The organism is Moorena bouillonii PNG (genome assembly GCF_001942495.1).
In the GTDB taxonomy this organism is placed as follows: Bacteria; Cyanobacteriota; Cyanobacteriia; order Cyanobacteriales; family Coleofasciculaceae; genus Moorena; species Moorena bouillonii.
On sequence record NZ_MKZS01000001.1, the window covers coordinates 623752 to 646378 of the forward strand.

At 43.8% G+C, this 22627-nt stretch carries 14 protein-coding genes and 1 pseudogene; 4 read left to right on the forward strand and 11 right to left on the reverse strand.

Translation table 11 applies throughout. From position 1 onward, the window contains the following. Positions 1-200: 200 nt before the first annotated feature. The 3 genes from BJP37_RS42110 to BJP37_RS02645 form a co-directional block, all read right to left on the reverse strand. On the reverse strand, positions 201-1889 hold the full coding sequence (locus tag BJP37_RS42110) for a mechanosensitive ion channel family protein (RefSeq protein ID WP_229415168.1): 1689 nt from the start codon (positions 1887-1889) through the stop codon (positions 201-203). Positions 1890-2118: 229 nt separating this feature from the next. Then, on the reverse strand, positions 2119-2268 hold the full coding sequence (locus BJP37_RS41870; protein ID WP_214607739.1) for a hypothetical protein: 150 nt from the start codon (positions 2266-2268) through the stop codon (positions 2119-2121). A gap of 7 nt (positions 2269-2275) precedes the next feature. Then, entirely contained in the window at positions 2276-3376 is a 1101-nt protein-coding gene (locus BJP37_RS02645) for an AI-2E family transporter (RefSeq protein ID WP_075896260.1), read from the reverse strand. A gap of 383 nt (positions 3377-3759) precedes the next feature. On the opposite strand from BJP37_RS02645, the gene BJP37_RS38270 reads away from it, so the two are divergent. Further along, entirely contained in the window at positions 3760-3924 is a 165-nt protein-coding gene (locus BJP37_RS38270) for a hypothetical protein (RefSeq protein WP_158069369.1), read from the forward strand. On the opposite strand, the gene BJP37_RS02655 is transcribed toward BJP37_RS38270, so the two are convergent. From BJP37_RS02655 to ltrA, 3 genes are all read right to left on the reverse strand, one after another. Next, positions 3925-5616 carry a sodium:solute symporter family protein gene (locus tag BJP37_RS02655; RefSeq protein WP_075896262.1) on the reverse strand — a complete coding sequence of 564 codons (1692 nt, stop codon included), beginning with the start codon at positions 5614-5616 and terminating at the stop codon, positions 3925-3927. 296 nt (positions 5617-5912) lie between these two features. Continuing rightward, the gene (locus BJP37_RS02660) at positions 5913-6161 is read right to left on the reverse strand and encodes a DUF4212 domain-containing protein (protein ID WP_075896264.1); all 249 of its coding nucleotides are present in this window, start codon (positions 6159-6161) and stop codon (positions 5913-5915) included. Positions 6162-6918: 757 nt separating this feature from the next. After that, positions 6919-8607: a group II intron reverse transcriptase/maturase gene (ltrA, locus tag BJP37_RS02665; protein ID WP_075896266.1), complete on the reverse strand. Its 1689-nt coding sequence runs from the start codon at positions 8605-8607 to the stop codon at positions 6919-6921. Between the two features lie 684 nt (positions 8608-9291). Between ltrA and BJP37_RS34135 the strand changes: the two genes are divergently transcribed. The 3 genes from BJP37_RS34135 (at position 9292) to BJP37_RS02685 (ending at position 16989) form a co-directional block, all read left to right on the forward strand. Then, complete coding sequence (locus BJP37_RS34135; protein WP_081431039.1) at positions 9292-13824, forward strand: two-partner secretion domain-containing protein; 4533 nt, start codon at positions 9292-9294, stop codon at positions 13822-13824. 93 nt (positions 13825-13917) lie between these two features. After that, positions 13918-14073 carry a hypothetical protein gene (locus BJP37_RS02680; protein ID WP_158069370.1) on the forward strand — a complete coding sequence of 52 codons (156 nt, stop codon included), beginning with the start codon at positions 13918-13920 and terminating at the stop codon, positions 14071-14073. Positions 14074-14121: 48 nt separating this feature from the next. Continuing rightward, the gene (locus BJP37_RS02685) at positions 14122-16989 is read left to right on the forward strand and encodes a CHAT domain-containing protein (RefSeq protein WP_075896270.1); all 2868 of its coding nucleotides are present in this window, start codon (positions 14122-14124) and stop codon (positions 16987-16989) included. On the opposite strand, the gene BJP37_RS38275 is transcribed toward BJP37_RS02685, so the two are convergent. The 5 genes and pseudogenes from BJP37_RS38275 to BJP37_RS02700 form a co-directional block, all read right to left on the reverse strand. Further along, complete coding sequence (locus tag BJP37_RS38275; protein ID WP_158069371.1) at positions 16969-17130, reverse strand: hypothetical protein; 162 nt, start codon at positions 17128-17130, stop codon at positions 16969-16971. The two genes, BJP37_RS02685 and BJP37_RS38275, sit on opposite strands and share 21 nt — an antisense overlap. 43 nt (positions 17131-17173) lie before the next feature. Then, positions 17174-18088, reverse strand: a complete 915-nt coding sequence (locus BJP37_RS02690) for a DUF928 domain-containing protein (protein WP_075896272.1) — start codon at positions 18086-18088, stop codon at positions 17174-17176. Between the two features lie 323 nt (positions 18089-18411). Then, positions 18412-19240 (reverse strand): annotated as a pseudogene (locus tag BJP37_RS02695) (IS5 family transposase). Positions 19241-19618: 378 nt separating this feature from the next. Then, on the reverse strand, positions 19619-19765 hold the full coding sequence (locus tag BJP37_RS38280) for a hypothetical protein (protein ID WP_158069372.1): 147 nt from the start codon (positions 19763-19765) through the stop codon (positions 19619-19621). A 349-nt stretch (positions 19766-20114) separates the two neighbouring features. Then, the coding region (locus tag BJP37_RS02700) for a CHASE2 domain-containing protein (RefSeq protein ID WP_158069373.1) at positions 20115-22627 on the reverse strand (2513 nt) is incomplete at its 5' end.

A 22627-nucleotide genomic window follows, 5' to 3' on the forward strand; every position in this document is an offset into this window, starting at 1 on the left:
TCCTACAGAGACGCTCCGCGAACAAACCATGACCTCAGAGATTAAAAATTTAACTAATTATCATTGGTTAACTTATGACTAACTTTTATAAGCTTTTATAAACCGGATTTGGTATCAGTTATGAACTTTAAAATCACCCGATAAGTTGTTTGTCACTATTAGTCCTTGGCCTGATATCAAGTTCCCTATTCCCTTAACTATCAATTATTATCTGAAGTATTGTTGATTTGAACATTATTGTGACTAGTACCATGGTGACTAGTACCATGGGATTGTCTGGCCATCCACTGAGTCAATTCCTGAGATAGCTGAGTTAGGGACTCAATTAACTGGTGTGAAACGTCTACAGGAAAATTACCAGAACGGACGTGCAAATCTAGCTTAGGAAAGGGAATATCAACATGGTAATGACGTAGTATTTCTTCAATCAGAAAGTAAAGCTCACTTTTGATTTGGAACTGCTTGGGAGGGTCTTCAATCCAAACCAACAACTCAAACTTGAGGGCATTTTCCCCAAAACCAGTAAAAAATACATTAGGGGCTGGTTGATCTAAGATTTCTCGATGTTGAGAAGCTGCCTCAATCAGAGCACTACGGACTTTAATTGGATCTGAACCGTAGGCCACCCCTACGGGTAATTTTAACCGGGATACTGGATTATTGTGAGTCCAGTTGACCACTTCAGCTTCCAGAAAGCGAGAATTGGGGATAATGATTGAAACTTGATCCATTGTCAGGATTTCTGTACTCCGAATACCAATATTTTCTACTGTTCCCATCAGTTCCCCAACATTCACAAAGTCCCCGACTTGAATCGGACGCTCAAAAATAAGTACCAAACCGCTGACACATTCCTTAGCAATTCCCTGGATTCCAAAACCAATCCCCACACCCAAGACTCCAAAAAATACAGCCAAAGAACTAAAGTCGATTCCCCACAAGTGCAACAGCACAATAGAACCGATCGAGAGTATGCCATAATGGAAAATCACGGCAATAGTCTGCTGGGCAGGGCGGCTGAGATTGGTGAGGCGAAGAATCCGCGATCGCAAAACTTTTTTTACTACCTTAGCTAGGACTATCAGAGCAGCAAATAACCCAATCAAGGTTAATAATCCTAAGACAGAATAGGGTTTATCTCCCACCCAAATGATTTCCCACGTCAAGCTTTGAACAAATGTGTCGTTAAGTTGGCGGCTCAACTGGCGAGTTTGGGGAAATAGGTTACTAGTATAAATCAGGGTAAATACTAGGATAGTGACCCGGAAAAGGAGTATGAGAGTCCCGCCTGCAATTTCAGCACGTAAGGCAGGTTGGCGACGGTATCGATGGGTTGACTTAGTTAGCTTTTTGTGAAACAGCCATTTAATCTGGTGATCCCACAACGAGCCTACTCCCCAACTAGAGATGAGTCCCCATAACCCACATCCAACGGATAGGAATACCGCTTGCACGATATAGTCCTGGGTACGTTCGAGAAAAGCCCGTTCCATGGCATTCTGTACCAGTGTTTGCCAAAATCGGGCTTGTTCCTTGGGACTTCTTCCTGTTAAAGTGTCATTGGAGGTTACCGATAGCAAGTGGTTACCATTTACCTTAATCACTGGTAAGTTGTCAGTCCCAGCGATTTCTACGTCTATGGTTGGTGGTGCTGTCTCGATGATTTGCTTGAGGGTATCACTGGCGTAATCAGCCCGTTGTTGAGCAGTTAACGACCCAGCCGGTGCTACCTCAAACAGGGGACGCCCATCCACGAAAATAGTTACCCGATTTAGATTGTCCTGAGCCACAATTGGCGCAGCTGCAATCAGGAAAGCGATCGCCATCGCTCCAATTACTACCAAGATCACTTGCCTCAGCCAATATCGGCAGCGAAAGAAGGGATTCATTAGCTACCAAAAATATTCCAGTTGAGAGCCAGGAGGCTTTAGACCCTTCTAATAGGAAGCCAAAGAAAGGAGAGCCTAGTGTTAACTGTACTTTAGTGTTAACTTTCTAGCCTCTGTAGCATTACTGAAGACAGTTAATTGGTAATTGGTAATTAGTAATTGGTAATTAGTAATTGGCTGACTATTTTCGGGGATCATATGCGCGAAGCGCACGCTACTTGAGGTGCAGTCAGCCGTCAGCCTTGGCCACGCTAGACGAATGGCTCACGCTACTGACTGATTGCTGATTGCTAATAGCTGATTGCTGATTGCTGATTGCTGATTGCTGATTGCTAATTGCTAATTGCTGATTGCTGATCCCTCCAAGTATAGTGATCATACTAACCCTAAAGGGAAAGAGCATTTGAGGCATCTGAGTCAGAAGCTGCCGAGATAGTAGCAGCATTTTGTTCCGCCTCCAGTTTCGGCTTCAAGTACAAATTTTCTAGTACCAGAGCTGCACCAGCTACCCAAGGGGGAACAATCAAAGCACCAAGAATCCCCAAAACCTTTGCACCACCTAGCACTGCCAACAACTGATATAAGGGGTGAACTCTTACAGAAGACCCCACCAGTAGGGGGTCAAGAATATAGGTTTCCAGATTCTGAATAATCACAAATAGTAGCAATACCCAGGAGAAAGTCCATCCCCCTTGAGCAATTGCCACAATCAATGCTGGAATTGCTCCTAAAACCGGACCAAAGAAGGGAATCAAATTGGTAACTCCAGCAATTACACCCAAACCCAAGGCAAACTCTGACAGTCCCAAAAATTTTAAACCAACAGTAATCGCCATGCCTAAAATTCCTGAAACCACCACTCGCCCCTGGATGTAACCCCCCATCCGTTGGCTGACTGGCTTGACCTGGGCTGCTAATTTTTCATCCCAGGGTTTGGGAAACAAACTTACCCCCCCTTTAATTAATTGTTCAGAGCCAGCTAACATATAACCAGACAGCAGTGTTGCCAGAATTACGGTAAATACTCCAGCAATAAGATTCCGTGTCAATCCATAGGACTGCACTAGCAACTGTTGAGAGGAACGAATCACCCAAGAGGTAACGGTGCCAGCATCAAACATTTTACTCAGAGCTAGTTCAGTCATCCCTAGGCGAATCGCTAAAGCATCTAACAAAGAGGTTAAAACCTCCAAATACGTTGGCAGTTTCCGAAATAAACGCTGAATTTGCTGAGCTACTGTTGGTCCAATCACTAAGCCGATCCCTGTCAAACCAGCGATTAAGCCTAAATAAACCAGAATAACCGCTAGCCAGCGGGGAATCCTTAACTTTTCAGCACTATCAATAATTGGCGCTAGAGTAGATGCGAGCACTACTGCAATCATCAGTACTACTAGCAAAGCTCTCAGTTGCCACAGCAGGACGATTGTCAAGCTAGTAGCAACAATCAGCAGTAAGTTAGCTAAGGAGATTTTAAGGCGTAGCATAGACTTCCATTTGCATGTTGAGTGCCTGCAAATAGTCTACAGAGAAAAGAGCTGAATTAGTTTAAGGTTGCAGGTACGGTTGAGGGTTAGATGGTTGAAGGTTAGATGGTTGAAGGTTAGATGGTTGAAGGTTAGACGGTTGAAGGTTAGACGGTTGAAGGTTAGACGGTTGAAGGTTAGACGGTTGAAGGTTAGACGGTTGAAGGTTAGATGGTTGAAGGTTAGATGGTTGAAGGTTAGATGGTTGAAGGTTAGATGGTTAGATGGTTAGATGGTTAGACGGTTAGACGGTTAGATGGTATTGAGTAAGCGCTAGTTTAGTTTCAACTATCGCGGTGAGGGGAAATCTCCCTAAGCTTTAGATCTCAAGCTTTAGATCTTTTATGTCCTACCCTATACCGAACGCCAAAGCCGAACAACCCCATAACCTTCAACCCCATAACCTTCAACCCCATAACCTTCAACCCCATAACCTTCAACTTTCAACTTTCAACTTTCAACTTTCAACTTTCAACTTTCAACTTTCAACTTTCAACTTTCAACCTTGATCAATCCAACTCCTCTTCACCGAGATCGTGAAGGGCTGGGGGCTGATCACCGGGTGTTCGCAACATTTCCACCATCTCTTGAATTTCTGCTGGAGGTGGGGGTGTCAGGCGAGAAACGACTACAGTCACGATGAAATTAAGCACCATCCCTACGGTACCAATCCCCTCAGGGGAAATACCGAAAAACCAGGGTGTCATACTATAGAATTTCACCCCAATGATGTAAACGGTGGTAAAAATTAACCCTACCACCATGCCAGCAATTGCCCCTTCTCGGTTGGTTCGCTTATCAAATACCCCTAGCAGAATCACTGGGAAAAAGCTGGCAGCGGCTAAGCCAAAGGCAAAGGCTACCACTTGGGCTACAAATCCAGGGGGATTGATACCAAAGTAACCGGCAATGGCAATGGCAGCAATTACCATAATTCGACCTACCATCAATCGTTGGGACTCCGATGCCCTAGGATTAATGATGCGGTAGTAGACATCGTGGGCGATTGAGCTAGAAATCACTAGCAGTAATCCTGATGCAGTGGATAGAGCGGCGGCTAGTCCTCCTGCTGCTACTAGGGCAATCACCCAGGGAGCAAGTTTGGCTACCTCTGGTGTGGAGAGTACGATGATATCTCGGTCAATCTTTATTTCATTGGTGTCTTTGTCCGGTTTGAGCTCAATCTTGCCATTGCCGTTTTTATCGTCAAACGCCAATAAACCAGTATTTTCCCATTTGGTTGCCCAGTCGAGCTGACGCACTTCCTCAATGGTATGGTTATGGAGGCTATCAATCAGGTTATAGCGGGCAAAGGCAGCAACGGCGGGAGCTGTGGTGTAGAGTATGGCAATGAATAATAGCGCCCAGCCAGCGGAATAACGAGCAGCTCTAGCATTGCGTACGGTGTAAAAGCGTACAATCACATGGGGAAGTCCAGCAGTACCGACCATCAAGGCGATGGTGATAAATAAGACATCCACCATGGACTTGTTGGCAAAGGGTTTAGTGTATTCCTGGAAACCCAGATCTACCTGAATTTGATTGAGTTTGGGGATAATGTCACTGAAGGTGAATCCTAGCTGGGGAATCGGGTTGTCGGTCAGTAGAGTTGCGATCGCAATCGCTGGAATCAGGTAAGCCACAATCAACACGCCATACTGGGTTACTTGAGTCCAGGTAATTCCTTTCATCCCCCCCAGCACGGCAAAAAATGCCACAATCACCATGCCAATCACTACACCCTGACCGATATCCACTTGCAGAAAGCGGCTAAATACAATACCTACCCCTCGCATCTGTCCTGCGACATAGGTTAAGGAGACAAAAATAGCAGCAATTACTGCTACCAACCGAGCAACATTCGAGTAATAGCGGTCTCCTACAAAGTCCGGTACTGTATATTTTCCAAACTTCCGCAGGTAAGGGGCTAACAATAGCGCTAGTAGGACATATCCTCCTGTCCAGCCCATCAGGTAAATTGAGCCATCATATCCTAAGAAAGAGATTAGCCCTGCCATAGAAATAAAGGAAGCAGCAGACATCCAATCCGCTGCTGTAGCAGCACCATTAGCAACAGCGGGAACACCCTGATCTGCTACGAAAAACCCTTTACTATCGCGCACCCGAGAGCGCCAACCAATGTAAAGGTAGAGAATAAAGGAAATAATGACCAATACACTGGTCCAAGCTTCAACTGTCATAGATATTTCTTTGTCTTAATAATTGCTATAGCGCTGCGCGCAGGGAATCGGGAATCGGGAATCGGGAATCGGGAATCGGGAAAAAATCCTATGTACATCATTACTATGAGAAACCCCATATAGGGATTGTTAGTAATTAAAAAACGGTATTTTTTGATTTAAAAATACTATAGAATTTCCCTATTACAATTCCTAAATTGTAAGTGCTAATTGCTAACTATAAACAACTATACTTGATAGTATACTTTAGTTAAGCAACGCCATTTATTTCCAAATTTAGTTGCCAACATTCAACATTACTTTTTGTATTTACGGTCAATTTTATCCATCTGTATAGCGTAGATAAAAATTAGGACAACAAAGGTAAAAATACTCCCTTGTTGTGCAAACCAGAAGCCTAGGGGAATATTCCCTACACTGACATTGTTGAGTAATGTTACGAGCAGAATGCTGCATACAACGGATACGAATGCCCAAACAATTAGGAGATTCCGAATTAATGCGACGTTGGCACGCCAGTATGCCTGACGCTTGTTCTGGTTCATAGTTTTATTAGTAATGTACTAAATGTACTATTTGCCCTTGACTAGCTTCTGGATATAAAGCAACCACCGATAATTGCCCGTCAGCTATCAGCTATCAGCGTGTCGCGTATCAGCTATCAGCTATCAACTTACACGTTAGTTCCCTCGCCTGAGCGAGGAATTCATAGTCTTTGGCTTTGAGTCCGTTGAAGTCGTCAGCTAGATAGTTTGTTTTAAGCTGACGGCTGACGGCTGACGGCTGTTAGCGCAGCGTGCGCGTAGCCCATATGCTTACAATTGCCTTAACATGGCGTATCGGTATTTCAAAATGTGCTAGGGTATACAGAATATTTGCCGGAGCTTAGGGATAGGCTACACCAAAGGTGAACAAAAACCGTCTTTTCGGGGTTTTCTTAATAAAACTAAACAATTATGGGGATTTACTGGTGTCTTTAGGGCATGGCATTGGGCGATAGGCACCAGCATAGGCTAATCACATCTGTGCAATTTGCCACTGCCCCAGACCGCTTTTCCCGTTGTTTAAAGAAATATTAAATGAATTGTGAATATTATTTCGTCAAGAAATGTAAAGCTTAGAGCCAGATTATGTTAAGTTTCGATAAAATAAATCGTAAGTTGATCAGCAAAAGCGATCGCTAAAATTCAACCTCCATTAAACTAAGCCAGTGAGTCACCTCACTGACTCGTCTTCAAAACCGGGCGTGAAAGTTTCCCTTCACCCGGCTCCTCGTTGTAGGAACCATTGACATTGGTACCTCTACCAGGGATGGGCATCAAGCTCATGACTGGTTTTTACGGTAGAACCGTGTCTGACATCGTGGCAATGTAGGTGAAGTAGTTCCAGATTGTCGTCTGTGTTATTTCCACCAATGGAGCGCGGTATAATGTGATGTGTTTCCAATAAATCTTCGTCCCTAAAGGTAAGACCACAGTGGGAGCACTTCCCTTTTTGCCTTTTTAAAAGTCTGGCCTTTTGATTGGTCAAAACAGGATGCTTACCCATTCTGGTACTCCAATAGATTAGGTCTCCATCGTAAGGACTTCTGGATTCTTTGACTTTGACATGTCTAACAATTGGTGTCAAAGCATGTTTCGGTAGATAGTTATCTTCCTGTGCCATGAATACCCAGTTGTCGTTTGAGATGGTTCCCCAATATTTCTGGTTTACCCAGGTTTTTGATTTCTTTGGATGCCTTCTGTACCCCCACCGTTGGAGTTTATTCCATAACATATTCCCCAGGTCGTTGAAGGTTTCTTTGCTACAGACTGTGCTGTAATAATTACACCAACCTGTTATAATGGGTTTGAGTCGGCTAATTAGAGCCTTCTGTGGAGCAGCTTTATATCTATCAATAACAGAGGAAAGCTGCTCATAATGCTTGTGGATTTTCTGTTTAGATGGTTTGATGATGGTCTTAAAACCTTGTTTTGACTGGTTTTTACCAACCTGATATTGACGGACATTGAATCCGAGAAAGTCAAATCCATCCATGGTGTGGGTAATCCTGGTCTTACTTGATTTTAGTTCCAAGCCCATGTCCATCAACCATAGGTTGATGACCTTCTGGCATTCTTCTACCACGGTTAGGTCTTTGTGCATGATGACAAAATCATCAGCATATCGAACCAAACTTAAGGCTGATTTGTTATCCCGTTTTTTTCCGGGTAATGTTTCGGCATATTGTTTAATCCGTTTTTCCATGCCGTGAAGGGCTATGTTGGCCAGTAGAGGGGATATTACTCCCCCCTGTGGTGTGCCCTTATCTGTAGTGGAGAATGTGTCATTGTCCATCACACCAGCCTTGAGCCAGGAACGTATTAAACGTTTCATGGATGGATAAGTATTTAATTTTCTCAGAAGTGCATCGTGGTTGATTTTATCGAAGCATTTGGCAATATCAGCATCTAGAACCCATTTTGGTTTTTGTTTGATACTGTTGAATATTGCTTCGATGGCATCGTGGCCTGAGCGTCCTGGTCTAAACCCATATGAATTGGGTTCAAATTGTGCCTCCCATTCTGGTTCTAATGCCAGTTTGGCAAGAGCTTGCAATGTTCGGTCATACATGGTAGGGATGCCTAGTGGGCGTTTTTCACCTTTACCAGGTTTGGGAATCCAAACCCGTCGAGTTGGTTTGGCCTTTCCGCAGACTTTCAAGTTGTTAACTAGGGACAGACGTTGTAATGGTGTTAATGATTTGATACCATCAACCCCAGCCGTCTTCTTACCCTTGTTATCTTGTGTGACCCTACGCACCGCAATCATTTTTGCAGTCCAAGACTTCATCAAGGTTTTTTGTAGTCGTCTAACCGCGCGAACATCGCCACGTTGGGAGGCTCGAAATATTCGTTTTTGCAACTTAAATAGGGCTCGTTTTAACTTACGCCAATTGACCTTATTCCATTCCGACGTATGGGAGAATCCCATCGTTTTAGACTTATTCATTGGTACTTGCGACTATTTCTTTTCCTACAACGTGAGTCCGTCTGCATATCCTAGGCATTACCCTAGGCGTTAGCAACTGAGCTCAATCTTGCCCCCATATGACTTGCGGCTAACTACCTACTTGGATATCGACCTTTCCAAGAGTACAAACAGGGGTTACTTCGTTCCTGATTACCATTGGTTGGACTTTTAGGGTGGTACTGTTCACCGGGAGGTGTGGTTTTGGGAATCACTTCATGGAGATGGAACCTTGAAGTCAGTGCCTCCTTTGACATTTTGTCTATGGCGTGTCAGCCTTTGCGCCATACGATGGTAACGATGATTTGAGCGTACCTTCCTTGCGTACCCATAAGTCCTTGCCTGCTACTAACACCGGATTCGGCTTCTAGTGCTTCGCTGTTTGACCCCGCTTTACCCATAGGTTTGTTAGTTCCTATGAATAGGGGTAAGGCTGTCAGGAGGATTCCACTCCGGCTGGACTTGCTTATACTCACCAGCATGGTTATCAAGTTATCTAGGTTCCAAATAGAGCGTGGTGCTCTGTCTGGCTAGCGGCTAATCCCCCAAGCCCTTTCTGGACAAGGTTTATAGCCAACGAATCGCACCCATCTCCCCATCTCCCCATCTCCCCATCACTGGTATAATAGTTCAGAAGCTATTTCAAGCAATAACTTGAAACTGAATATGGGTGCAGCAAAGCAGGTGATCACCCTCACAGCAGGTTTGGCAAGGGCAATAGCAACTGCCCTGGGTGAGTTAACCCTAGCCATGTCGGGAAACTATGCCTTGGCCGATATTGTTCCGGATCAGACTTTGGGTGCAGAAGGGTCTGTGGTGATACCAAATACCACTGTCCAAGGAGAAATAGCAGATAAGATCGAAGGTGGCGCTAAACGTGGTGCTAACCTATTCCACAGTTTTCAGAAATTTAATGTAGGGGAACTGCAACGGGTTTATTTTGCTAATCCTTCTGGAATCGAGAATATTCTAAGCCGGGTAACTGGAAGTAATATCTCCAATATTCTAGGCACTTTGGGAGTAGATGGGTCAGCGAATCTGTTTTTGCTCAATCCTAATGGTATTGTGTTTGGACCGCAGTCGAGATTAGATGTAGCTGGTTCCTTTTTCGCGTCTACCGCCAATAGCCTGGTATTTGGTAATGGCCAGGAGTTTAGTGCCACATCTCCAGAAGCCCCGCCACTGCTAACCATTAATATAACCCCAGGATTGCAGTATGGCAAATATGACCCGAGGACAAGAATTCAAAATGCTGGGAATTTAGCAGTAGGACAAGATTTAACTCTAGCTGCAGGCAATCTAGATTTACAGGGTCAACTGGAGGCTGGTAGGGATTTAACTCTGTTTGGAGAAGATACGGTCAGCATCAGGGATAGTGTAGCGCAACCCTTTATCGCCAATAGCGGTGGTTTGCTGTTAATTCAGGGTAATCAGTTAATTAATATTGCTGCCCATAACCATACCGATAGTGGTTTATTGGCTGGTTCTGATTTACGGTTGCGTTCGCATAATCCTGTAGCAGGGGATGCTCACTATACCGCTGGCGGCAGTTTCAGCATCGAGCATTTGGATGGGTTACCGGGAAATTTACTCAGTCCCCATGATCCCATTATTCTGGCCAATGGGGATGTCAGTTTAGGAAACTATACCGGAGCCTCACTACATATTTTGGCAGGAGGTAGTGTTACCGTTGGAGACCTGGAGATTAACTCTACCGATACAGCCGATAATGCCATTAGTCCTAATAATTCCAATCCGTTCTTGGCTAGTCTGGCCAATGTTACCTTATCTGATCAAGCCGGAACCTCTGTCGTAATTGATGGCAGTAGTCAACCTACCTTAGATATTCGTGCTGGCATAGATTGGACATTACTCGGCGGTTTTCCAGGAAATACCGATACTGGAAACTTAGGGTCTAACTTTGGGACTGCTGCTACTAGTGCCGATATTACGATTGGTGACATTTCGATTCAAGCACCGAATGGACTGGTATTCTTAACGAATCAGTATCAACCCAACGGCTCTAATCCTAGTAACACCCTTGAGATTGGAACACTGCGCACTGATGACAATTTCGGTGGGTTTGTGGGAAATAGTGGTGATGTGATTATCGATTATCGAGGTGGGATTAAAATAAGCGATCGCATTGATGCCTCGTCCGCTTCTGGGACGGCAGGGGATATTACCTTGATTACAAATGGTCAAATATCCCTTAAAAGTGACAAAAGTTTCATTATTAGCAACACCTTTGGCACCGAAAAAGCTGGGGATATTACTATCGATACTGGTTCACTCTTTGCCACAGGCGGTGCTCAAATCGAAACCAGTACCTTTGGTAAAGCCGATGCCGGGAAAATTACCATTGTTGCTGATGATACAGTCACCTTTGACGGATTCTCACCAGATGAAGAAAAGAACTTCACTGAGCGAGTAACTGGTCCAGTCAATATTATCAGATCAGGTGCCGAAGGTAACAGTGGTGGTATTTCTATTACCACAGGTTCCTTTTTTGTAACTGGTGGCGCTCAAATGCAAGTTAGACTTGGAGATCTACGACCCAATGACAACTCAGTTGGTAACTCGGGGAATATTGAAATTTTTGCCCGTGATCAAGTGATTTTTGGGGGTATCGGGAGTGCCCAATTTGGTACTGCCATCACTAGTGTGGAGGGAGGAGGTATAGGTGATGCTGGTGATATTAGGATTGAAGCAAGGTCAGTTGTTTTAACTAATGGCTCGCTCCAATCCAACACCCTAGGGAAAGGGGATGCGGGTTCGGTAACGATTATTGCTACAGAGACAGTCACCTTGGATAAAGGTCCTCGTTCTATCTTAAGTAGGGTTAACCCAGGGGGGGAGGGCAAGGGCGGCGATGTCTCTATAAAAACTGGGTCACTTTTCCTGACCAATGGTGCTGGCATTATTGCTGATACACAAGGAGAAGGAAATGGGGGTAACATCACAATTGATGCAGATCAAGTCATCTTCGACGGGATAAGGAGTGATGACAACCCCCTTAACTGTGATAGAGTTGCATGTCCTAGTGGTGTATTCAGCAGTGTGTCACCAATAGTGATCGGCAAGAGTGGTGAGATGATCAAGGGTGGTGAGATTGAAATTAACGCTAACTCCATTTCTTTGACTAATGGTGGGACTATAGATGCTGGCACCAGGGGGAATGGGACAGGTGGATCTATAACGTTAAACACCAATGAACTAACTGTTCAAGACCAAGGTGAAATTTCTACTTCTACTTTCTCAGAAGAGAATGGTGGTTCCATTGTTGTGAATGCAAAAGAATCCGTTCTGCTCAAGAATGATGGAATCATTTCTAGCACTGTAAACGACACAGGTAGTGGTGATGGTGGAACAATTACAATCAATACTTCATCCCTATCTCTTATTAATGGTGGGCGGATCGAAGCACGAACCGTCGGTTTCATTCCAGGACTTCTAGTGCCTGAGTTAGCCAACCAGTCCTATCAGGAGGTTGTGCAAGACGATCAGCCAGTAGCCTACTGGCGTTTAGACGAAACCAATAATGTAACGGCTGTTGACAGTTCTGGCAATGGCTTCAACGGTACCTACAGGAATGGCGTAAATCAGGGGGTTCCAGGAATATCAGGCACAGCAGGAGAATTTGATGGCAACAATGATGCTGTGGATGTTGGTATTATTGCACCAGGGTCGGAATTAGATATCAGCAATAAATCCTTCACTGTAGAAGCCTGGGTCAAGCAAAACGAATCTAACCAATCTAATAATCAATCCTATGTCGGGATACATAACGCAGATCAAGGGACTAATGATCAAGGTAACAGTCTATATTTCAGAGTGACCCCTAACGGCTCTGTCCGTTTTGGTGACTTTCCCAATGACTTGGAAACATCAGGCAACATCATTAAACCAGATACCTGGTATCACATTGTGGCTAGCTATGACCAAGACTCCAACACCAACAGCATTTTTGTCGATGGTAGGCAAGTCAGCACTAACAACCAAGGTGCTTTTAAAGGTCAAAACCCTCGTGTCTTGATCGGAAATTGGACTTTGGCTGACCCAAGATTAAACCAACCCTTCAATGGTGTGATTGATGAAGTCGCAGTCTATGACGAAGCCTTATCCGGTGAAAGCATTACTCGTCATTTCTTGCGGGGGCAAATAAATCTTGGTGGTGTATCTCTGGAATCCTTACCTGAACCTGCAGCAAATGCTGGCACCATTACAGTCAATGCTACTGATCAGATTACTATCTCTGGAGTTAGTCCCACTAATAGTGACATTGCCAGTGGTTTAGTGTCTAGCAGCTCTGGGGATTTCAGTGGTGAAGCTGGTACTATCACCATCGATACTGATTCCCTCAAGGTTGAGGATAGAGGGGAAATAAACGTAAGCAGTAACAAAGGGGTAGCTGGTAATCTCGACATTACGGCTAATTCCCTGTTGCTCAATAACGGAACACTTTTCGCTAAAACTCAACTGAGTGAAGGCGAAGAAAGAGGGAATATCATACTAAACATATCAGACCTAATACAGCTCAAAAACGAAAGTCTGATCTCCGCACAGGCTTCCGAACAAGCTACCGGAGGTAACATCACGATTGATAATAATCCATTCTTGATTGCTTTTCCCCCAACTGATTCTAATGGTAGCGATATCATTGCTAATGCTCCCATGGGTCAAGGGGGTAATATCACTATCAATGCCTTCAGCATCTTTGGTATTGAAGAGCGCAAAGCTATCCCAGGCAATCGCACCAATGATATAGATGCCTCTGGCGCTACAGACAGTGGTGAGGTGAATATTCAGACCGAAAATGACTTCCTGGAGCGGGAGCCCAACAGCTTACCCACGGACCCAGGCCAGGCTCAATTTGACCAACGGTGTCAACCGAGTAATAGCACTAGCAGTAGCTTTATCAATACTGGACGTGGCGGCATACCCCCTCGCCCAGGTGAAATCAGCAGCAATAGCAATTGGGAAGATATACGCCGCCCCACTACCCGTGGACGGTATCGTTCCCGGACTGCACTGGTTAAACCTCCTGTTAAACCCCCCACTACCCCTAAGCCAAAACGGATTATAGAAGCTCAAGGCATCATGATTGATGCTGATGGCAATATCTTTCTGACTGCTTATCCCACTACTGTCACACCGGATGGATTTCGGCAGGTGTCTGGGTCTTGTTATTTGCGCTAGGGAACAGGGAGCAGGGAATTGGGAATCGGGAATCGGGAATCGGGAATCGGGAATCGGGAATCGAGAACACAGATGCAGTGTGGAACAGGCATCTTGCCTGTTTCATTTCCAGGGGCATCAGGGGTGGAACAGGCATCTTGCCTGTTTCATTTCCGGGCAGACAAGATGCCCACCCCACTCATAGTCATCCCGCCCCTCAGCAATGACAAAAATTTAGATATACCTGACTATTACGATGAAACACCATAGTCCATTGGAGAGATAATTAAAAATAGAAACCCTAGATTTAGCGTCCTCATGCTTCGCGCGACCCTAATTGGCACACAAACCCTAATTTTTTTTCTCCTAAATTTAGTTCTCCCCATTGGCATCCTTCCGGTCTTATCCTATCCCACAACTGTTAAGCCAATTCCTCAAGATTGGTCAGCCTCAGATTTAGTGGAACAAGGCAGAGCATTCTACACCAAAGGTCAGTTTAATCAAGCAGCAACCACTTGGGAACAGGCAGCACAAGCCTATGAATCCCAAGGGGATAGACTACATCAGGCGATGGCATTGAGTTATCTGTCCTTGGCTTACCAGAAACTGCAACAGTGGTTTGATGCGGAAGATGCGATCGCATTTAGCCTCAAGCTGTTAGAGACCGGATCAGATCTTAGGGATAGCCCAGACTACCAGCAAATCCAAGCCCAAGCTCTCAACACCCTAGGTAGTTTAGAATTAGCCTTAGGACAACCAGACACTGCTCTAGAAGCCTGGCAATTGGCTACTGAGATTTATCAACAATTAAAGGATGACATTGGCATTACAGGTACCCTAATTAATCAAGCTCAAGCGATGGAAGCCTTAGGACTTCACCGTCGCACCTGTAAAACCTTATTACAAGCCTTAAACCTGGACAATAATTGCGATTTGTCCAATCAAGAAAGGTTTGAAACGGTGCTGCAAACCTTTCAACAAACCCCTGATCCCCAGATTAAAATCCTTGGCTTACGTAGCCTTGGGAATACTCTCCGTCTCCTTGGGGACTTGAAGCACTCTCAGCAAGTGCTTAAGGCAAGTTTGAAAGTAGCTCAACCTCCTCTGGAAAAACGAGAGACCTTACTGAGTTTGGGAGATACAGAACGTTCTTGGTACAACCACTATAAACAATTATACACCAGAAATAACCAGATAGAACAACAAGAAAAAGTTCAAAAAAAAGTTGATGAGCAGTTTAATTATGCTCTAAAATACTATCAAAAATCTCTTCAAGAGTCAAGCAAATTATCAGCATCAACCAGCTTAGATATTGAACCGAAACTACAGCGATTAAGTCTACTCATTGACTTCCACAATTGGTTAGAGACCTTAACGGATGAAGACAAAGATCAAAACAAAACTACAAGGCTCCAAGAATTAAAATCTAAAATTAATGACCAAGTCAAGGAATTACTCAACAGCGAGATTACTAAATTACCAGCTAGTCGAACCGCAATCTATGCTCAAATCAATTTTGTCGAAAGTCTGATCACCTATGATCTAAAATCAAACAAGCATCAAGACAATCTTCAGCGGTCATCCTTTATCCTTCAGCCTTACGAAATTGCCCATACATTAGTCAAAGCTCTCCAAGAGGCTCAACTTTTAGACGATAAACGAGCCGAATCCTATGCCCTTGGTACCCTTGGTAAGCTATATGAACAAACTCAGCAATGGTATCAAGCTCAAGAATTTACCGAAAAAGCCCTGACCATAGCTCAAGGAATTCAAGCCGATGACATTGCCTATCAATGGCAATGGCAGTTAGGACGAATTTATCAAGCTCTGGGAAAAACTGAAGAAGCAATCACCGCTTACCAAGCAACGGTCAAAACCCTAGATTCTCTTCGCCAAGATTTACTGGCTCTGAGTTCAGATGTGCAGTTTTCCTTTCGGGAAAATGTTGAGCAAGTCTATCGAGAATTAGTCGATTTACTCTTGAAAGACGATCAAACCGCTCAACCGATCGCAAAGAAAGCGATCGCAGATAACCGGATCCCACAAAACAAGCTCAAGCAAGCTACCGCAGCAATTGACTCTCTCCAGCTAGCCCAAATTGAAAATTTTCTGGGGTGTAACCTTTCTGACATTGTGGAATTGAGGGAGCAGCAAATCGATCCGAGTGCAGCATTAGTTTATCCGATTATTCTCGATGACCGCTTAGCGGTGATCGTGAAATTACCAAAATCAGGAAAATTTATTCACTATACCGCTGCTTTACCTAAAGCTAAACTTGAGCAAACCTTAGAAAGTCTCCGTATAGAGCTAGAAAAACCTTTTATTTCTAAAGAAAGTCTAGCCTTATCCCAACAGGTTTATGACTGGTTAATTCGACGGGCGGAAGGGTTGCTCGAAGCCAATCAAGTTAAAACCTTAGTATTTGTTCTTGATGGTGGCTTTCGCAATGTTCCCATGGCTACCCTTCATGATGGTGAACAGTATCTAGTAGAAAAAGGCTATGCGATCGCACTCATTCCTGGTTTGAGTCTACTGGAGCCCAAACCCTTAGCTCAAGTAGAGTTAAATGCCTTAGCCTTTGGACTTTCAGACATGCGCGAGGGTTTTCCTGATCATGAAGGTTTCGCTAACCTACCCAATGTTAAAACAGAATTAGGGGAAATTAAATCCCAAATTCCCAGTCAGCAATTGCTCAATCAAGACTTTACCAGTCAAAAATGGCAAGAGTTAATCAGTTCAGTGGCATTTCCTGTGGTGCATTTAGCTACTCACGGTGAGTTTAGTTCAGATCCAGACGAGACCTTTCTGCTGGCGTGGGATAAGCGAATCAATCTCAAGGATTTAAGCAATGTCATCCAGAACAGAAGTGACAATAGTTTAGAAGCAATTGAATTACTAGTGCTCAGTGCTTGTAAAACTGCCGATGGTGATAGTCGTGCTAGCTTAGGCTTGGCCGGAGTAGCGATTCAGTCAGGAGCCAGGAGTACTATGGCTTCCCTATGGTTCATTGATGATGACTCTACGGCTAAACTGATGGCATCTTTTTACCAAGAATTAGCTGATTCTGGCGCAACGGTTACCAAAGCTGAAGCCTTGCGCCGTGCTCAAGTTAAGCTCTTAAAAAGCCGTGGTTATCAAGCTCCATATTTCTGGGGAGCCTATGTTTTAGTCGGAAATTGGCTGTAATCGGGAATCGGGAATCGGGAATTGGGAATCGGGAATCGGGAGTAGGGAATCGGGAATCGGGAATCGGGAATCGGGGGAAGTGTGGGGAGGTAGGGAGATGGGGAGGTGGGGAGGTGGGTCAACCACATAGCCTCTCCCCAAGACCTTGCTGCATCGCTACTCCCTACTCCCTACTCCCTACTCCCTACTCCCTACTCCCTACTCCCTGTGCTGTACAACAATCTGCGATCGCACGCAAACCCACCGAACCTAGGAAATCCTGCCAATCCCGTTCTAACCTCAAATCCTCTGGTTTCTGGTACCGTAGTTCAGCTAAGGCTGTCATCGCATCATGCCAAATACCGTGACTGGCATAAACAGCAATACGCTCCCGTGGTGAAGTAGCAGCCTTGAGCTTACTACTGAGGGTAGAGTCTGGTATGATGCGTTTTACTAATCCTTCCACCTTGGGATTCCCAGAGCGGCGGCGATTAACTACAACAGAGAACTGCCATCGATATACCTGGTCAGTTTCTAGAGGTTTGCTCAAGGGAACACGGACAATACCAGGAGTTCCAGATAACCGAATCGTTTCTTGTAGTAGAGAGTGTTGGTTCTGATCGAGCAGTACAAACTCCACCGTCAGTTCAGGAGTAGACTGTTTAGGAACATAAAACCAAAAGCTAGGAGACTCAGCTAAGGTCAGTGCTAAGAAAGATTTCGAGTCATTACTACAGTTGCCAGTTGCCTCGACAATCTCGCTACTGCCAGGGACTATAGCAATCAGCTGATCCGAACACAGACCACGTGATCCTCCTGATGTCCGTTTCGGTGGTCTGCCGACATCATCAAAGCTTTCCTGTTCTGTAGCATTTGGTGGGAGGAAATATAAACGTCCTCCAGCTGTTGTAATCTGATCAGGTCTACCATCACCGTCAAAGTCTAGATCTGGTTGAGCTGATGGAGTATCGGATTTAGAGAAACTATTTGCGGGGGAGTTACTGTTTAGGGCAACAGAGTGCGAACGCGCTCGTAGAGGGTAAATGGTGAAATTAAGTAGTACCCAGACCAGGGTCAAGATCAAAGAAGGTTTGTACAAGGCTAGCTTTTTGTTATACATACTCAGAGGTTTAACAAACGTTAATTTTTTTAAAGGATTCCATAATCCTTATCAGTCCTTAATGAGGGATTTTCTGCAAACCTTTACATTTCTTATCAATTTTGGTTTCCCTAGGGATTGGCCTACGGCCAAGCTACGCGAGCGGATATAGAGCATTTCCCAATGTATATGGAAATGCTCTATCTCAAGTGCTGACCTCAAGCTGAGTGTCTTTTCGTTTACGCCTTTAGGTTGGTAGCTATGAGAACAATTAGCTAGTTATAGCACTACCCATTAAGGTGTTTGACATTAGACCTCTTGCAAAAGTAGTGTCGCTAAATATTTTATTTACAACAAAGTTCGTAATTATAGATTGCAGCCATCAAATTAAAGCGTAAACCGAATCTTTTTCTTCTGTTACGATATCGCTCTGACAAAATCCTAACTATTTTTAGATGTCGGTAGACATGTTCAATTATAATTCTTTGTGAAGCTAACTTCCGATTCTCTTCTTTTTGGAGAGGTGACAATTTACTCTTGGGAGGTTTTTTATGAGGAGTCTGGCTCAGTTGATGGATTTTTACAATTCCTTGATATCCTTTATCGGCCAGACATTTAGTTGTTAATGATCGATGAGTTTTACTATTCGTAAAACTTATTAAAATCGTGCTCTTTTCCTTTACCGTAAGCAATACAGATAATCTCTTTACTGTTTTTATCCACGATTACTTGAGATTTTAAGGTGTGCTTTTTTTTCTTACCACTGTAGTAATTTTTCGGTTTTTTTTAGGGCGTTCTATGGGAGTTTACGTTACATCAATAACCGCTATATCGATTTGGTTACCTGACTTCAATAATTGTTTTTTTCCCGGAATCCTAAATTCGAAGGACTTAATTAAACTATTTTCGATAGAGGCGAATTATTCGGTATACTGTTGATTCATTGAGTCCCCAATGCTGACCGATATGAAAGTAAGTTCTGTACTCTCGTAAGTATTCTAGTGTCATCAATACTTGATTTTCTAGACTTAATTTAGATGGTCTCCCGGTTTTTGTCTTCTGTTGTTCATTTTTTTCTACTAATTTCCCCATCTGAGCAAAAGTCTCTTTCTTAACCCCACAAAGGCGTTTGAACTCCTGGTTAGTTAGATGTTTAACTTTTTGATAGGTCATTTTTTTTTATCATACTGATATATTTATATCTTTTTTATTGGACTTTTGCAAGAGGTCTATTGATACAAGCAGGAACAGGTGTTTTAGTTAACTTTTGCCTTCCCCTCCTGGGAGGGGTTAGGGGTGGGTTCCTCTTGCCTTGCGCGTAGCGCTATAACCTTCTTGACATCCTCCCGCCGCTAAATCAAAGATTATAGCGGGGGATTCCTAAACCTCACGATTTAGGTTTTCTGCTTCTTAGCAACAGCCTCCACCCTCAGGTGCGACCCGTGGCGAATTTAATTCGCCTACGGAAAGCGCACCTTAAGGGGTTTTATGGTCTTACGTTCGCTCCACAGACTATCCCCGCAAGCCCTGCGGTTCTCATGTGTCGAATTTTTACAAAGTATTGATATACTTTTGATTCAAGGGTTGGACTTCCATTGCCCCATCCTCTTTTCCCGGTCTACCGATTTGGCTGCGCCGCCAGATTACTGGACTTCGCTCGTATAGGCGCATCTGTTTCCATCGTCTCGGGTGGGTCATTGACCATCTTTATTCTAACACATTTGTCGTCGGAAGACGCAATTCCTGAGGGGCTGTGTGCGGAACCTGCGTCCGCACTTTATAAGCCCCGTCTCCCGCTAACCCTACGGGTATAACGGGAGTCTCCTTGCTCTTAAGGATGACTGATTTATTGATCAAAAAAAGTATTACATATCAAGCCCGACTCATTTCTTTAGTTGGATTAAAATTTATTCAATCTTTAAACAAATAATCTTTTTATCAAAATTATCTAAAACAATTGGATGATAAATCTAGCCTTTACATTTGAGATGTAAACAGAAGCGCGATTAGTAAAGGCAAGATGCAAGAAGCAAAAAGCAAGATATAATCAAGTATCTAGGGATTTTTGGTAATATAAAAAACTGTCATCCTTGTTTACATTTGATTTAAAAATGCTAGAAACTACGATGGCTCCACTGGTTGCCACTAAGGCCAACGCTGATGGTATAAAAGGTATCCATCCCCCTTGGAGTAACAGACCATAACAGACTCCAGATAAAAGGCTGATACCAACAAAAACAGCAATTCCCAAGTAGGATGGGGAATGTAAACGCCAAACTAATAGGCCTCCCACCACAGACCAACTACCAATCCAAAGCATTTCCCCCCACTGTGGCAACCACCAGAGCAAGGGTCGTTGCTTCAAAACGGCACTAATAATCTGACTACTCATCTGAGCTTGAACCATAACCCCAGGTATTTTGTCAGACCATGGCCCTTTAGTATAGGGAGTCTGGTGTACATCCTTTAAATCTTTACCAACCCCAATCAAGACAATCTTATTTTTGACTAAATCCGGCAGTTGGGAGTCAAGTTTACCCTTGAGTAAGTCTTGGAGATTAACTTGTTTGGGATTATTGGCACGATAATTAAGGAGTATCTGATATCCCCTTGCATGTTCTGGCTTTAACTGATATCCACCAGCATTGTGTGCGAATTTCCGAAACACCACATCACCGATTTCTACATCCCCTGCTGAATTTCTCTTCATCGGCGGGATTCCCTCTTCGGCTAGGTAATTCAGAGCCACTTGTAAACTTAGAGAGTAACGAGTATTACAATTATCCGGATAGCCCATCCCTAGAAGTTGGCGACGGATAATATGATCTGGGTCACGAGGGAAATCACTAAAGCCGATCTGTTGTGATGTCATACCCGGTGGTGAAGCGATACCAGGGTGATCATTACTTTTCATTTGGCACACCGCAATGAAACGGGGATTTTGTTTCAATTGAGTCCCTAAGTTAGGTTCAAACTCAAAGTCATGATAAATATCTAAGCCAATCACTCGCGGTTGATAACGGTTGAGTTTTCGCAACAGTTCTGCCAAGGCTGTATCGGATAACGACCCTTTCCTCGACCAACCCATCTTTTCCTGATACTGAATATCTGGTTCATCCACCGCAATTACTAAAACCCGCTCATCCGGCTTTTCAGGTGGTCGCAGACCCATAAGATGGTCAAAAGCACGTAATTCTGATCCTTGTAACAGCCCAAGCAATCGCATTGTGATCACTGCAATAGTGACAATCAAACTTACCAGTAAAACCCTTGGGAGTTTGGGTTTATGCTTGAGATAGTCTCGATCATCAATAGGATTGCTAATATTTCGGATCAAGTCTTCCCAAGTTGGCGGTTCCAGAGCAGGATTTTGAAATATCACTGGTAACCAACTGGCACAGGGATAGTTATCTTCTACCTCCTCCTGCAATCTTTTCCGGGTTTCCCAAACTGAATCCGATAAGGATTTTTGCTTTGTGGCAAATGCGTTGAGAAAATACCTTAAAAACGTCTGAGCTACCTCATCTGGCACCCGTTCCCGCATGACCAGGGTTGTCGAGATTGGTAAACTAACCAATTCTGCTGCTAATCCTAACCCATCACAGGAATTAAAAATAGCCAATTTTAAACCATTTTCAATCGCATTGCTTAGACCATACTTTAACTCCTCAATGGTTAGGCTTTCATCTTCATTGATGAAAAATCGTCCTTGTAAATTATCTTTCTGGGTAAAACTATGACCAGCAAAAAACAATATATCCCACCTTTCATCCCATAATTCATGGCTTAATTCTTTTTTTTTGGGACTGATTAAAGGGACAATTTCTGCATCCGGTAATTCCTCCTGGAGTAATGCCAAATCCTTCTCGATATTAATCCCGGTGTCATCTCCTAGAATTGCCAATAGTCTGACTTTATTTCTAGATTGGTCGATTGCTTGGGAGGGTAAGGGAAATTCTGAGGTACTGAAATTAACCTCAATATCACAATCGGACAAGACATCCCAGAGATGCCAAGGCAATTGCCAAAGTTTGATATTATTAGTTTGAATAATAAACCGAATCTGGTCATTGGTCGATAAAGATTTTAACACTTGATCCCGGAAGCGTTGAAACTTTCTATCGGTTGAATTTAGCCAATTATTGATCGCCTCTTCTAAATCATGAGCTGAGTTGATAATTGAATAGTTGGTTATCTGTTCTGAGGGAGCTGTCAGTTTCCGATCCGGTGGATGCAGTTTGATTCTCCCTTGAGCACGATAGCTTAAGAGCCAACTGTTGCACAATTGGTTAATCTCAGGTGCTGGCGGTAACCAACCGTCAATTTCTCTAGCCATTAAATTATTTTCATTGGCATCAATCCCAATTTTTAGGATTACCCGAAAGCCCTTTTTAAAATCACCATCAACTATTTTAAAGGTTACTAGTTTCGTCATTTTTAATCCCCTATAATTCAATTTATTAATAGTATTTTCAATTGGGTGGCAGAGAAAGTCCTTGGTTATAGGGAGTCGGGAGTCGGGAGTCGGGAGTCGGGAGTCGGGAGTCGGGAGTCGGGAGT